This is a genomic window from Chryseobacterium sp. 'Rf worker isolate 10' (assembly GCF_050753305.1).
Taxonomy (GTDB): Bacteria; Bacteroidota; Bacteroidia; order Flavobacteriales; family Weeksellaceae; genus Chryseobacterium.
Genome location: NZ_JBOZOF010000007.1, coordinates 112,918 through 126,204 on the forward strand (window position 1 = coordinate 112,918; position 13,287 = coordinate 126,204).

The following is a 13,287-nucleotide window of genomic DNA, read 5'->3' on the forward strand; positions in this document are numbered from 1 at the left end:
CATGGAACACTCAAAAATTAAAATCGGAATTGTAGATGATGATCTGCTGTTTGTGCAGCTTTTGAAAAATTATATCGAAAATAGTGGCGACTATCAGGTTGTCCTTACTACTACAGGCGGACATCAGTTTCTCACGGAGCAGGATTCCGTGGCTTTAGATGTTCTGATTCTGGATCTGAGAATGACGGATGGTGACGGCCTTGAAGTAATGGCCGAACTCGGTAAAAAAGAAACAGAAACGAAAATTATTGTTCTTTCCAGCTTCTACCGCCGTTCATTCATGGGGCAAATGCTGAAAATGGGAGCCCATGCTTTTTTGTCCAAAGAAATTGAACTGGAGGAACTTCTGGCGGTCATCAAAACCGTTCACCATACCGGACATTATTTTTCCAATGATCAGATTGATGTCATGAGAACCCAGCTTTCCAATAAACTTCCGGAATTTCATGCTTTTTCAAGAAATGAGCTCACCGAGAGAGAAATAGATGTTTTAAGACTGGTGTGCCAGCAGCTGAGTACTAAGGAAATTGCAGATTCTCTTTTTATCTCACCTAAAACAGTAGAAACCCATAAGACCAATCTTATGATTAAAACCGGGGTGAAAAATATGGCCGGGCTTGTTATTTACGCCGTACAAAACAAGGTGATAGATCCCAACGAAATTGTATTATTTGATAAATAGTTTCTATCCAAAAAGAATCAGGGAGCACATGACTGTACTCCCTGATAACAAGAAATTTAAAAACACACTATAATTTAGGATTCAATACTTTAGCAATAGAAACTGCATCTGCTACAGTGTCCAGGCTATAGATCTGCAGAATACCCTGAGTAGTTGCTGCCTGACCCAGAATGTTTTGCTGGTTTTGTGCATTCACTGCATTTTCAAACATGATTCCTGTAGAATGTGCAGCAGATTGATATACGTTACTTAAAGCCATTGCAGGAGATTCTGCTACTACTTTTACGTTCGATTGCGTTACTGCGTCTGTGATTTGTTCGTTTACTGGCATAATGATTATTGTTTATTGGGTTAAAGGTTAACCGGATTTTCCGGCGGTTTGGATAATAGTTTTAAAGAGGTCCGCAAATGGATTATGGATTAAGGATTTTAGCCATAGAAACAGCATCTGCAATGGTATCCAGACTGTAGATCTGTGCGATACCCTGTGTAGTAGCTGCCTGAGTGACAACGTTCTGTTGGTTTTGTGCGCTCACTGCGTTTTCAAACATGATTCCTGTAGAATGGGCTGCTGTCTGATATACGTTGGCTATAGCCATTGCAGGAGATTCTGCAACTACTTTTACGTTCGACTGTGTTACCGCGTCTGTGATTTGTTCGTTTACTGGCATAATGATTATTGTTTATTTAGGTTTAAAAAACAACCGGATTTTCCGGTTGTTTGGATAAGGAATTTAAGCTGTTCGCAAAAATGAATTACGGATTAAGGATTTTCGCCATAGAAACAGCATCAGCAATGGTATCCAGACTGTAGATCTGAGTGATACCCTGTGTAGTAGCTGCCTGAGAGACAATATTCTGTTGGTTTTGTGTATTCACTGCATTTTCAAACATGATTCCTGTAGAATGTGCAGCAGATTGATACACGTTAGCTAAAGCCATTGCAGGCGATTCTGCTACTACTTTTACGTTGGATTGTGTTACTGCGTCTGTGATTTTTTCGTTTACTGGCATAATGATTATTGTTTATTGGGGTTAAAATAACCGGGGTTCCGGCTCTAAAATTGGTTATATTCTGCGTTATGCAAAATGGATTAAGGTTTAAGAATTTTAGCAATTGAGATGGCATCAGCAATGGTATCTTTACTGTAAATTTGAGTGATACCCTGCGTGGTTGCTGCTTGTGTCACGATGTTGTGCTGATTTTGATTGTTCATCGCATTTTCAAACATGATTCCCGTAGAATGTGCAGCAGATTGGTAAACGTTAGCTATCGCCATTGCTGGAGATTCTGCTACTACCTTTACATTCGACTGCGTTACTGCATCTGTGATTTGTTCGTTAACTGGCATAATGATTATTGTTTATTAAGGTTAAAAAACGACCGGATTTTCCGGCGGAGAAATGACTTTTTCTCAAAGAAATTAAAAAATTACGGCTTAAGAATCTTAGCGATAGAAACCGCATCTGCTACCGTATCCAGGCTGTAGATCTGCAGAATACCCTGAGTGGTAGCTGCCTGACCTAAAATGTTCTGTTGGTTTTGTGCATTCACTGCATTTTCAAACATAATTCCTGTAGAATGTGCAGCAGACTGGTACACGTTGGCTAGAGCCATTGCAGGAGATTCTCCTACTACTTTCACGTTAGATTGCGTTACTGCATCTGTGATTTGTTCATTAACTGGCATAATTGTAATTGTTTTTTTGAGATTTGATCTCGGTTAATAATTATTTAAGGTAAACTAGTTTTATGTTGTATTTTTTAAACTCACCACAGATCCTCCAGATGAAAAAATTTCAAAGACATTGGTATTGACAGGTTATGAATAAATTAGACTTGAAGGGTGGCTCTGAATACAATGGTTGAAACCCTATCTGTAAAATCTGCGCGAGTTTAAAGCATATTTTTTTTTGTAAAAGGATGCGGTTTCTATTTTTAATATCTGTCTTAAAAATAAATTCCTGCAGGTATGCTGGCAATGTCGGATTCCTTTGGGCTAAATATGGATTCTGAATAATTGCTTTTGTACATTGGCAGCATCTGAAAAGCGGTGCAAAATAAATGTTGACCTGATTGTATATGTTGAGGGCTCCGGATTTCATCTTTGCAGAGAACTAAAACCGCATCCGTAGTTTTTAGAGACTTGGGTTAAAAACGTTCTTTTTTAAATGTCTCGAGTTGCCTGAGCTTTATATTTTTTGGACTCATCTTTTTTAAGCCCATGACATAGTTGCTGATGCCGGTCATCGTATTCCGTTGTTGATTCAGTGCAGAATTGATCTGCATTTGTCCGGTAGAATGGGCACTTACCTGTGTGGAAATAGCCTGAGGTACAGCCGTAGACATTCCTGTAATGATTACATCAATTTCGTTCATATTAATTTTTGTTTTTATGGTTCTAAGGTCGGATATTGCCGAACCTGGCATTCAGCTTATTCATTCGGTCCATGATCTTGAGCTCCTTCTCTTTTACCTTTGCTGATGAGGCTTCCTGAAGCTTTTTCAGCTGTTCTTCATAGTTCATTACAGGAGTATCAGGAGGAGCTGGTGCAGCAACCTGAATCTGGGCAGATTCCTGCTGCTTTACGGCTTCTTCCAGTTTTTCAAGGAGAGGAGCAAGCGACTTCATCGTCTCTTTAACAGCTTTTTCTTTGATATAGTTCACGATTTCATCTTCATGTCTTAACACAAAAGGCATGATTTCTTTTTCTACCATTTCTGGTTCCGTTACGGGTACCGGAGTTTTAGGAACGGGAGCTTTCTTGCGGATTCTTCTGCGCATACATCTTGTTTTAGAATATTATACAACGATTACAGCAGATAATTGATAAATGCAGACGCAGATTTCCAGTCCCGGTTGAGATCTTTAACCACATTATATCCCGTAATCTCCAAAGCGATACATGCTGAAATCGCACTGGCAGACAACATTTCTTTTAACTGATGCGGAGGAAGAGTAAGGATATAATCATCCGGAATAATAAGCGACTTGGTGCCGGATGGTGGAGTTTCATTCACGACAATACTCAGGATTTCCTGAAAATAATGGGCAATCAGCTTTGAGGCCTGAAACTCCAGTTCTCTTTTTAATGCGACGACTTCATCCTGAGTGACCAGTTCTGAAATAGCACTTACATCCACATCATGTACAGAATATTGGGCTTCCCCGGTGTCTGACGGAGTAATCGTAATATCTGTCTTCAGCGTCCATTTCGATTTTTCAAGATTGATTGTAAGAAGCTTTGAATCATAATCCGGGACGGCAATTTCGTTCAGAGTGGTAAGAGGCAGGATTCTTACATTACAGTAAAAAACTTTTGGATCATCCAGCTTGACCATGATCACGGCAATTCCTGTGGATTTATCTTTAGGTTCCACTACAAAAGACTGGAAGTGATTGTATCTTTTACCTCCTCTGTTGAGGCAGTTCACCAGTCTTATCGACGGCTGAATATTAATATCAGAGGTCTGAAGATTAAATACAAAACGTTCCGAATTGTGTTCCGTCTTTTTAGGTTCTGCACTTTTGGTGTCCAGATAATTGATTTCACTGTTTTTGATCAGATAAAGTCGTTCATTTAAATCATTTAAACTTTCCAGATTTAAAATTTTGGCGGGTTTGGTTACTGAGGAATAATTCATCTCTTATTTATTTTAATTTTTTCAATGAGTTGGGCGATTATTGTTTTTCTCTTTGGATATACTTCAGATTCTTCTGAAGGGATTACTGCTTCTTTAATCTCTGGTTTTACGAGTGGCTGTGCCAGTTTTACTGACTTTAATACTAATTTTCCCCCATGATCAGCCGTGATAAAGCTCTTTCTCATACCTTCGTTTTCTGATGAGACTTCTTCCGGAACCGGATCTACTCGTTTTTTTTTTCAGGATCTTCAGTCTCAGGAATTACTTCCGTATAAGATGGGGGAGAAGGAGGTGCTTCTGAGACAGGAAGCGTGTTGACATTATAAATAGTATTGGAAATCTTCGCCTTTACTTCAGCATATTCACTTACCATTTTGAATAAGTCTTTCATCATTTCATTTCCTTTTCCTGCATCCTGACCCTGAAGGTTCTCGGCCATCTGAACAGAGGTTTCTTTACTTCCCGGAGCGGGTCCGAAAGTGGTTCCATACGTCAATAAATTATTGGCTAATCTGCTTAATGCAATAAGACCTACCTGCTCGAATCCTTTTAAAAAAGACTGTAAATCCTGAACCATCATTCCTGTAGACTGTTCTATCATTACTTTCGTTACTCCGGTCATTGGAGAAGCCTTAGGCGGAGCCAATACCTCACTGTTCACAAATACTACAGCTTTCTCCGCCGGAGTGGTAGCATTGGCTGCCTGGGATTGTTGGGTTTCACTGTTGTTTTCACTCATGATGGGAAGGTTTTAGATTATCCTTTTAAAATTTTAATGGCATCTGCAACAATCGCAGGGTTGAGCTGGTTCAAGTTCTGCTGGTTTGTCACAGAATTCTGAATGGAAATTCCACTGGCATGCGTGGCCATCTGGTAAAGCATACTCATAGCCTGTGCGGGAGACTCACCAAGTACGGTAACATTGGTCTGCGTTACTGCATCTGTAGTCTGGGTGTTTACTGTATCTGCCATATTCTGGTTTTAATGGGTTACTATTATTTTTATTTTCAAGCCTCTTTTTTCAAAGACTTTTCTTTCAACTCAACCTTACTATTATTTTTTGATTAAGTCTTCACTGTGAGATTGTTGATCTCTTTTGTCTGATACAAATTTCATCAAACGGAATAAATCTTTATTAAGGGAAAAAACTGAATTTTAAAAAATAAGGGAATTCTCTCATGAGTGAAATTTTGAAAGCATGAGTTCTGTTTTAGAATAATAAAAGTCAGAAAATAATTCATAAGCTTATTGAATCAAATACATGAATACACCAATATCTTATCAGTGAATACGGGTAAACCCCTAGTTTCTGAAAATGGGTAAATCCCCTCCATACCAGCCACTGCTTTACCTTGAAATTTGTCTGATAACCTATTCTAACCTTTAAAATCATAATATGAATAATCAGAACAACACAAATTCGGAGGAGGTAATTCCCTTTATAATAGTGCAGCCTGGGTACGCCACAGGAGACATGTTTGCTATTGCTGCAACATTGATCAACAATCAACAATATCATGTATTAATATCTACAACGATGGATGAACATGAAAATGTGAGAGATCCATATGACAACAGTAAATCAATTAGAGAGTTCTACAGAAGCTCAGGAATAGAAGAATACAGGATACATACTCATAATGTGAATGAAGTGAGAGCTCCCGGGTTGGCAAGTCAGCTGAAAATGGAAGCATTCAATATCATAAGAGAGCAATATAAAAATGATTTATCAAAAAGAGCATTTGAAAATAAATACTACAAGCCTGTAGGAGAGGGAACCCAATACATCGCCAAAAATTTTTCTGAGGAAATGAGGAATCAATTAAAAGTTGCATGGGAAATCAATGGAAGCCAGAATGATGCGATAAAAATATGGCTGGAAGAACAAGGCATACCCACAAGTGGAAATAATCTACTGATTTTATGGTCCCGTTTCAGCGGAAAAGGCGGAGATATTCATATAGAACATGATACCAGTTATTGGGGAATCAAACAGATTGTACACAGAGTGGCGGATATGTATGATGCCGTCATCATTACCGGAGATAAAGGATATGTGAAAGAAAGAGCAAAGAAATATGATGAAACAGCCAATGAGATTAATGTACACTATCAATCCAAAAAAGTATTCAATATTACAGAATTCTGGAAAGGAAACTCTCCCGCACTGAAAGCATGGGGAGGAAACACCCGTATGGGACAGTTTAAGCTCTACGAGTATTTTGATACACACTTTAAGAATGTAAAACACCTTGGCTTCAGAAGCGGTAATCTGGAAGTGATGGCTATGCTGGGATATAAGGTTCGGTATATGGAAGAAAAAGGAAGTGAAAGTGGAGGCAGAATGACCACATGGTTTGAAACGGGAAGTGGTGAAACAGCGCTAGGGGGGAGAGCAACTGGATATGAAAGGCTTATATTGGCAGAACCACCTACAAGATCCGGTAAGTTTATTCAGTATCGGATTCAGGAAATAAACAGAGAAACCCAGGACAGCATTAAAAGATTGAAAGAGAGTTATGAGAGTTCAGGGAATCTGGATGTAAAAAAAATTGAAAAAGAGATAAAAGCAATAGAGGATGAGGGTGAGGTCAGAAAGAAAATATTTGCAGGTCCCGAAATGGCTCCTTCCCGTAAAGATCAAATTTCTCCGACTCCCATCCCGAGAAAAGGCAAAGAAAGTTTTTCAGAAGGATTTAGCGAACGTGATATGGATACTATTCTCAGCTATTTACAACCTTCAGACTGGGTAGAAAGAGAAACAGGATATCAACGGATTATCGGGCAACGAAATAAAAGTTATGAAAGACTATTGGAGAGCTCTGAAAAAACAGGTTAAAATAAACATATGATACTCCAAAAAAACAGCATTCTGACATGATTCAGAATGCTGTTTTTGTTTCATTCAAATATAAAAAGTTTTAAACCTTACTTTCATCTTCCGGCAGTTCTTTTCTTTTTCTCCAGAAGAAATAAGCAACAACAGCTGTCGCGATAGGTAAAGCGATCCCAAACTCATCAATATAATAATTCGTATTCCCCGTATCTACAGTAAGCGGTGTGAAAATAGACTGGATAAATAGATTATGACTGGCATGTAAGATGGCCCCTGTCCATAAACTCCCGGATTTTAACCTTAGCCATGTAAAGATGAAACAAGATGCAAATATCATCATCGTAAAGCATAGAAGAGCCAGCCATTTGGGACCTCCGGTATTGTAATTGGAAAAAAGTAAAAGAGGATAATGATAGATAGACCATATGACGCCCATCCACAGAGAAGTGCCCGTGTAAGAATTGATTTTAGCCAATTGCGGAGTAAGAAGACCGCGCCAGCCTATTTCCTCACCCAATGCAGATCCTACTGAGCGTACCATCCCAAAACTGCTCATCAGAATAATATACAGAATAATGGTTAGACCATCAGGAAGATTCCATCCCATTCCTTTGCCTGCTTCTGCTACAAACTCATGATTATAGAAACCACCGGCTCCACTGATCCAAATGATGAGATAAGGAACCAAACTGTAAAGAATAGGAATACAGTAAGCCATGATCTGGTATTTCGTAAGTCCCCATTTCCAGCCGAGGGAATAAATAGGAATTTTCCGAATACGGCAGGTAAGAAGAGCAGCAATAGCGGGACACCACATGACAATCGTGGCATATGATATAATGCCGCCACCGAGCTTCCCGGTAACAATGCACATATAATAAACCGGAAGGCAAAAAAGTAAGGTAAGACTCAGGTAAGTGGCAATATTCTTCCTGATTTCGGATTTAGAGATGGTATTTTCCATAAACTGATCTGGTGTTGAAGTTTATAAACTGTTGAAAAATAGAATATTAAAAATACACTTATTTTTTATACAAAGAATTATTTTGATCTCATCCTGAATTTTAAAAAGTGCTCTTTTGTTTTTTAATGATGGAAAAATGTAAATTAGCCCAAGCAAAACATACTTTTCGAATCCTACAACATGTCCAAGCTAAAAGCCATAAGAGAACAAAAAAATCTGACTCAGGAAGAATTATCAGAAAAATCAAAGATTTCTGTAAGAACCATTCAAAGGATAGAAGCTGGAACAGAACCTAAAGGATATACCCTCAGAACTCTTGCGCAGGCTTTGGAAATAGAAGAATCTGCATTGTTGCAGGACACCCCTCAGGAAATTCCAGAAGCAGATGAGGTGGAAACAAGAGTAGAAGAACCAATTCCAATTCCGGTCAATTATTCTTATATTAAAATCATTAATCTTTCATCATTATTATTTACCCTTTTACCTCCATTGAATATTCTCGTTCCATTGTTGTTGATGTTTACGATGAAACAGCGAAATAGTCTCGTAAAACAAATTATTTCAGTTCAGATCATGTGGACGGTGATGGCACCTGTTATATTCATGCTCGGGATCTTTTTAAAGCTTGGAAAACAGTTTACCCTGATCCTTATGATCATTATTGTCCTCTCCAATATCTTTATCATCCTTCGAAATGCCTCTGAAATAGACCGTAATAAAAAGTTGTATTTCAGGCTGAAATTCAGTATGATATAAAACCTGTCACAGCTTTGTCGGGTTTTTGTCGGGTTCATTTTTAATAAAAAATCTGATGGAATGATAATCTTTGTCAAAAAAATAACAATGACAAAATCTTCACAGCTTCTCCTTTCTTTTTGCTCCTTATTCTTTAGCATAACACAGGCACAAGTCAAAAATACAGATCCGCTTTACAAAACAATTATGTCCAAAGACAGTCTGTTTTTTTCTGCAGGCTATAATACCTGCAACATCGGAAAGATGGAAAGCATGTTAAGTGATACATTTGAATTTTATCACGATAAAGGCGGTTTTGAGAATAAAGAAAAATTCATCATTGATTTTAAAAACGGATTGTGTAAATCTCCGGAAACCTATCAGTTAAAAAGAGTTCTGGTGAAGAAAAGTACTGAGATTTATCCCATGTATAAAGATGGAAAAATATATGCTGCCATTCAGAATGGTGACCATCTTTTTTATGAAAAAGCAGGAGATCAGGCTGAGAAATTAGTCGGGGAAGCAAAGTTTACCCACCTTTGGATACTGGACAATGCGGAGTGGAAACTTAAGAATTCATTGAGTTTTAACCACTATCCGAAGCAAACCACCGATAGTGAAACAATGTTTGATAACGATCAGTCAATGCAAAGCTGGCTGAAAGAAAATAACATTCCTACCCTTGGATTAGGAATTATCGAAGGAGGAAAGCTACAGCAGGTAAAAGTTTTTGGAGAGGTTAAGAAAGGAGTTTCAGCCCCACTTAATGCCTGTTTTAATGTAGCATCTCTCACCAAACCTGTGACAGCAATGGTAGCCCTGCGTTTGGTGAGTCTTGGAAAATGGAAGCTGGATGAGCCTTTAGATGCTTACTGGACAGATCCTGATATCATCAATGATCCAAGACATCAAAAACTGACGACAAGGATTATTCTGAGCCATCAGAGCGGTTTTCCCAACTGGAGATGGATGAATACGGATAAAAAGCTGAACTTTCAGTTTGATCCCGGTACAAAATATCAATATTCAGGAGAAGGGTTTGAATACTTACGAAAAGCACTGGAAAAAAAGTTTGAAAAAACGCTTGATGAACTTGCCACAGAATTGATTTTTAAACCTTTCAAAATGAACAATACAAATTATATCTGGGATCAGAACGTGGATGAATCAAGATTTGTAACAGGTTACAATGAAAAAGGAGTTGCTTATCCAATAGAGAAAATTAAAACAGCTAATGCTGCCGATGATCTGCATACTACGGTAGAAGATTACGGAAATTTTATGGTCAGTGTCATGAAAGGAAAAAATCTGAAGCCTGAAGTATTCCGGGAAATGATAAAAAAGCAGGTGAAGGTTAAAGAGAATAAGTATTTCGGGCTGGGTTTTGAAATCTACGACCTGGGAAATGGTGAATATGTATTATCTCATGGTGGGGCAGATCAGGGAACAAGATGTATTGCTTTAGTAGTGCCGGAATCCGGCAAAGGAATTATAATTTTTACCAATATTGATGATGGTTACAAGGTATATGAAAAACTGGTTCTCCATTATCTGGGCAAAGAGGGGCAGAAAATAGTTGATATAGAAAGCAAATAGAAAGAAGACTTTTTCAGGCTTTAATGATGAAATGATAAATCTTTGTATATTTAGGGTATCAATCTGGAAATAAGTGAGATAGTCGAAAGATCTGTTTTCAGGATGAAAGGTTATGAACGGAAATAAAAACAAAACGATGTGGCAATATTATATCATCCTTGGAGCAGGAGTAATTCTGTTTGTAGCAGCATTGCTGAGCCTTAAAAACACTCTTTTTTTCTTAAAAAATGCAGAAAAAACAACAGCTACCGTTACCTCTCTACGGGTGTTTGAATCGGACGGAGAAGTATTTAGTCCTCTCTTTACCTTCCGTACCCGGAATAATATTGAATATACTTATGAACTGCCGGAAGGCACCAATCCTTCAGCCCGGTCTGTAGGTGAAACTGAAACGGTTATTTATGACCCTGCAGACCCGTCTTCTGTAACGTTGTATACTTATTTCAGGATCTTTGCATGGCCTTTAATCCTGATTTCTATAGCTTTGCCATTGCTGGTGATAGGAGGAGGTTATTTTATTGCCAACAAGTTTTTAAAATAACCTGCTCCCGCTATATTTCTATTTTACCTTTTCAAGAAGATATAATTTAGCACCGGAAAATGCCAGCTTAGGCATCAGATTTCCTTCCAGAACCATCGTCTTATTATTCACATCAACCACAGAAATATAATTGTTGGAATTGTACTCTATATAATTCTCTTTTTCTTTTGTTGAAGGATTCTTTCCGAACTCCATAGAATATTTCACCCAGTCTTCATCCTGAGAACTGCAGTGTACCGGCTTGAATTTAGATTTTTTAGCTTTGAAAACGATCTGATCAAAACCTTCCGTACATTCTGAGGTAAAAGTGCCATCCGGATTCTGATCTTTTGAAAAATCCTCGAAAGAACCACGATAAACACCTACCACCTTCCAGGTTCCGTCCAGACGGTCTTCGTCTATCTTCCCTTTGGCTTTGCTTACAGCCCAGCTGATACCGTTTACGGTTCCTTTTACCGCTTTATAACTTAAGCTTACTGCTCCTGATACTACTTTTGTAGCAGTTCTTACCACACATGAGTTGAGAACGAGAACAACCGAAGCCAGCAATACTATTTTTTTCATTTTGTCAATTTTTTCAATTACGAAGATAATGCTTTTGGAAAAACTGATAGATAATGAATGCTGTTTTGCATAATTTGAGTCATTTTATTGTATTCTTCTGTCTGGTTTAACGTCCGAAAATAAGCTTTCGCCGTTCAATATGACCTGTTCGAACTATTTCCCCTTACCTGGGTTTCTGTTTTGAAATAATTTTACCCTAACAAAACATCATCATTATGAATATTCCATTGAATTTCAGTAAAAAATTATCATCCATTATATTCTTCATCATTTTTATGGGAATGGGATTATGGTCTCTAAAAGCACAGACTTATGCCACTGGCGAAAAAGAGCTGGAAAACGCAGCTGTAAGATCAGCTTTCCAGAATACAAAGAAAATCAAAGCCGGATTGTTGGAGGTAGGTTACGCAGAAATAGGACCTGAAAACGGAAAACCTGTCATTCTTCTTCATGGATGGCCTTATGATATCCATAGTTTTGAACAGTCCTCTGCTATACTTGCAGAAAAAGGTTACCGCATTTTAGTCCCTTATTTAAGAGGGTATGGAACAACTACTTTCGTGTCGCCCAATACAAAACGTAATGGTCAGCAGAGTGTTGTGGCGTTGGATATTATTGCATTTATGGATGCCTTGAAAATTAATAAAGCCATTATTGGCGGTTTCGACTGGGGTGCAAGAACAGCAGATATTATGGCAGCACTGTGGCCTGAGCGTTGCACTGGCCTGGTTGCGGTAAGCGGATATTTAATAGGAAGTCCGAAGGCCAATGAAAAACCTCTGTCACCCACTGCTGAGTTTTTATGGTGGTATCAGTATTATTTTTCCACGGAAAGAGGGTATAAGGGGTATCAAGCCAACACCGCAGCATTTAATAAATTAATATGGAAAAATGCTTCACCCAAATGGGCTTTTGATGACCAGACTTACGAACGCTCTGCCCAATCATTTGATAATCCTGATCATGTTGATATCGTGATTCACAATTACCGTTGGCGTTTAGGATTAGCTAAAGGAGAAAAACAATACGATGTGCTTGAAGCCAAATTGGCAAAATCTCCTGCTATTACAGTTCCTACAGTTACCCTGGAAGGTGATGCCAACGGAGCGGCATTTCCTGCCCCTGAAAATTATGCGTCCAAATATACAGGCAAATATGTACACCATACGATTACAGGCGGAATTGGACACAATTTACCACAGGAAGCTCCCAAAGCTTTTGCAGATGCGATTATAGAGGTAGATTCTATGTCACAAACCAAATAAAAATCTTCCAAATCAAATAGATGATCTGGATGTTGAAAAGTAAAATTTAAGTATTTTTCCATTTCCCTGCCAGCGTAATCGTTTCGGTTGTATTCTTAAAATAATTATATTTGAGTACTAGAGTAAGTTTTATAAAAAATGATGAAGAAGCTTTAGACATCACTCATAATTTATTTAAAATGAAATATTTTATCTTCATATTATTAGCTTCACTTTTAAGTTGTGAAAAGAGTAAAACCGATAAAGAAATTGCAATTTCCATAGCTGAAAAAAAATGGAACGAAGTGTATGGTAAATCAACAATAAATAAGCAAAAGCCATTCGTTGCAGAAAAGAAAAATGATAGTATTTGGCTTGTGCATGGAAACTCTCCAACACCACCGGCAATTGGAGGTGTTGCTTATGCCGAAGTAAATGTAAAAACAGAAAAAGTGATTGAGTATACCCATGGAGAATAAA

20 protein-coding genes are annotated in these 13,287 nt (G+C 38.1%); 7 read left to right on the top strand and 13 right to left on the bottom strand.

Annotation, left to right across the window (positions count from 1 at the left end):
- Position 1 precedes the first annotated feature (1 nt).
- Positions 2-682: a response regulator transcription factor gene (locus LKL37_RS22240; protein ID WP_431612386.1), complete on the top strand. Its 681-nt coding sequence runs from the start codon at positions 2-4 to the stop codon at positions 680-682.
- Between the two features lie 67 nt (positions 683-749).
- On the opposite strand, the gene LKL37_RS22245 is transcribed toward LKL37_RS22240, so the two are convergent.
- The 11 genes from LKL37_RS22245 to LKL37_RS22295 form a co-directional block, all read right to left on the bottom strand.
- A complete protein-coding gene (locus tag LKL37_RS22245; RefSeq protein WP_047378387.1) occupies positions 750-1,013 on the bottom strand; it encodes a RebB family R body protein in 264 nt (87 codons plus the stop codon).
- 82 nt (positions 1,014-1,095) lie between these two features.
- Positions 1,096-1,353, bottom strand: a complete 258-nt coding sequence (locus LKL37_RS22250) for a RebB family R body protein (protein ID WP_105703711.1) — start codon at positions 1,351-1,353, stop codon at positions 1,096-1,098.
- Between the two features lie 85 nt (positions 1,354-1,438).
- On the bottom strand, positions 1,439-1,696 hold the full coding sequence (locus LKL37_RS22255; protein WP_047378385.1) for a RebB family R body protein: 258 nt from the start codon (positions 1,694-1,696) through the stop codon (positions 1,439-1,441).
- 80 nt (positions 1,697-1,776) lie between these two features.
- Complete coding sequence (locus tag LKL37_RS22260) at positions 1,777-2,034, bottom strand: RebB family R body protein (RefSeq protein WP_164976728.1); 258 nt, start codon at positions 2,032-2,034, stop codon at positions 1,777-1,779.
- 80 nt (positions 2,035-2,114) lie between these two features.
- Positions 2,115-2,372 (bottom strand): RebB family R body protein, encoded by a 258-nt coding sequence (locus LKL37_RS22265; protein ID WP_047378383.1) that lies wholly within the window; start codon positions 2,370-2,372, stop codon positions 2,115-2,117.
- A 461-nt stretch (positions 2,373-2,833) separates the two neighbouring features.
- Complete coding sequence (locus tag LKL37_RS22270) at positions 2,834-3,061, bottom strand: hypothetical protein (protein ID WP_426479392.1); 228 nt, start codon at positions 3,059-3,061, stop codon at positions 2,834-2,836.
- A gap of 22 nt (positions 3,062-3,083) precedes the next feature.
- Positions 3,084-3,467: a hypothetical protein gene (locus LKL37_RS22275; protein ID WP_431612385.1), complete on the bottom strand. Its 384-nt coding sequence runs from the start codon at positions 3,465-3,467 to the stop codon at positions 3,084-3,086.
- Positions 3,468-3,496: 29 nt separating this feature from the next.
- On the bottom strand, positions 3,497-4,327 hold the full coding sequence (locus tag LKL37_RS22280; protein WP_105703707.1) for a hypothetical protein: 831 nt from the start codon (positions 4,325-4,327) through the stop codon (positions 3,497-3,499).
- Entirely contained in the window at positions 4,324-4,512 is a 189-nt protein-coding gene (locus LKL37_RS22285) for a hypothetical protein (protein ID WP_431612384.1), read from the bottom strand. The genes LKL37_RS22280 and LKL37_RS22285 overlap by 4 nt, the downstream gene beginning before the upstream one ends.
- A gap of 38 nt (positions 4,513-4,550) precedes the next feature.
- Positions 4,551-5,066 (bottom strand): hypothetical protein, encoded by a 516-nt coding sequence (locus LKL37_RS22290; RefSeq protein WP_431612383.1) that lies wholly within the window; start codon positions 5,064-5,066, stop codon positions 4,551-4,553.
- A 17-nt stretch (positions 5,067-5,083) separates the two neighbouring features.
- A complete protein-coding gene (locus LKL37_RS22295; RefSeq protein WP_047433885.1) occupies positions 5,084-5,299 on the bottom strand; it encodes a RebB family R body protein in 216 nt (71 codons plus the stop codon).
- Positions 5,300-5,723: 424 nt separating this feature from the next.
- On the opposite strand from LKL37_RS22295, the gene LKL37_RS22300 reads away from it, so the two are divergent.
- Positions 5,724-7,166, top strand: coding sequence for a hypothetical protein (locus LKL37_RS22300; protein WP_431612382.1), 1,443 nt, complete (start codon positions 5,724-5,726; stop codon positions 7,164-7,166).
- An 82-nt stretch (positions 7,167-7,248) separates the two neighbouring features.
- Here LKL37_RS22300 and LKL37_RS22305 read toward each other — a convergent pair whose 3' ends face one another.
- A complete protein-coding gene (locus tag LKL37_RS22305; RefSeq protein WP_431612381.1) occupies positions 7,249-8,127 on the bottom strand; it encodes a CPBP family glutamic-type intramembrane protease in 879 nt (292 codons plus the stop codon).
- A gap of 180 nt (positions 8,128-8,307) precedes the next feature.
- Here LKL37_RS22305 and LKL37_RS22310 point away from each other — a divergent pair, with 180 nt between their 5' ends.
- From LKL37_RS22310 to LKL37_RS22320, 3 genes are all read left to right on the top strand, one after another.
- Positions 8,308-8,883 (top strand): helix-turn-helix domain-containing protein, encoded by a 576-nt coding sequence (locus tag LKL37_RS22310; protein WP_431612380.1) that lies wholly within the window; start codon positions 8,308-8,310, stop codon positions 8,881-8,883.
- A gap of 87 nt (positions 8,884-8,970) precedes the next feature.
- A complete protein-coding gene (locus tag LKL37_RS22315) occupies positions 8,971-10,458 on the top strand; it encodes a serine hydrolase (protein ID WP_431612379.1) in 1,488 nt (495 codons plus the stop codon).
- Between the two features lie 112 nt (positions 10,459-10,570).
- On the top strand, positions 10,571-10,999 hold the full coding sequence (locus LKL37_RS22320) for a DUF3592 domain-containing protein (protein ID WP_431612378.1): 429 nt from the start codon (positions 10,571-10,573) through the stop codon (positions 10,997-10,999).
- A gap of 18 nt (positions 11,000-11,017) precedes the next feature.
- On the opposite strand, the gene LKL37_RS22325 is transcribed toward LKL37_RS22320, so the two are convergent.
- Positions 11,018-11,563 (bottom strand): hypothetical protein, encoded by a 546-nt coding sequence (locus LKL37_RS22325; protein WP_431612377.1) that lies wholly within the window; start codon positions 11,561-11,563, stop codon positions 11,018-11,020.
- A gap of 215 nt (positions 11,564-11,778) precedes the next feature.
- On the opposite strand from LKL37_RS22325, the gene LKL37_RS22330 reads away from it, so the two are divergent.
- Entirely contained in the window at positions 11,779-12,828 is a 1,050-nt protein-coding gene (locus tag LKL37_RS22330; protein WP_431612376.1) for an alpha/beta fold hydrolase, read from the top strand.
- A gap of 110 nt (positions 12,829-12,938) precedes the next feature.
- Positions 12,939-13,286 (top strand): NTF2 fold immunity protein, encoded by a 348-nt coding sequence (locus LKL37_RS22335; RefSeq protein WP_431612375.1) that lies wholly within the window; start codon positions 12,939-12,941, stop codon positions 13,284-13,286.
- Position 13,287: the final 1 nt, after the last annotated feature.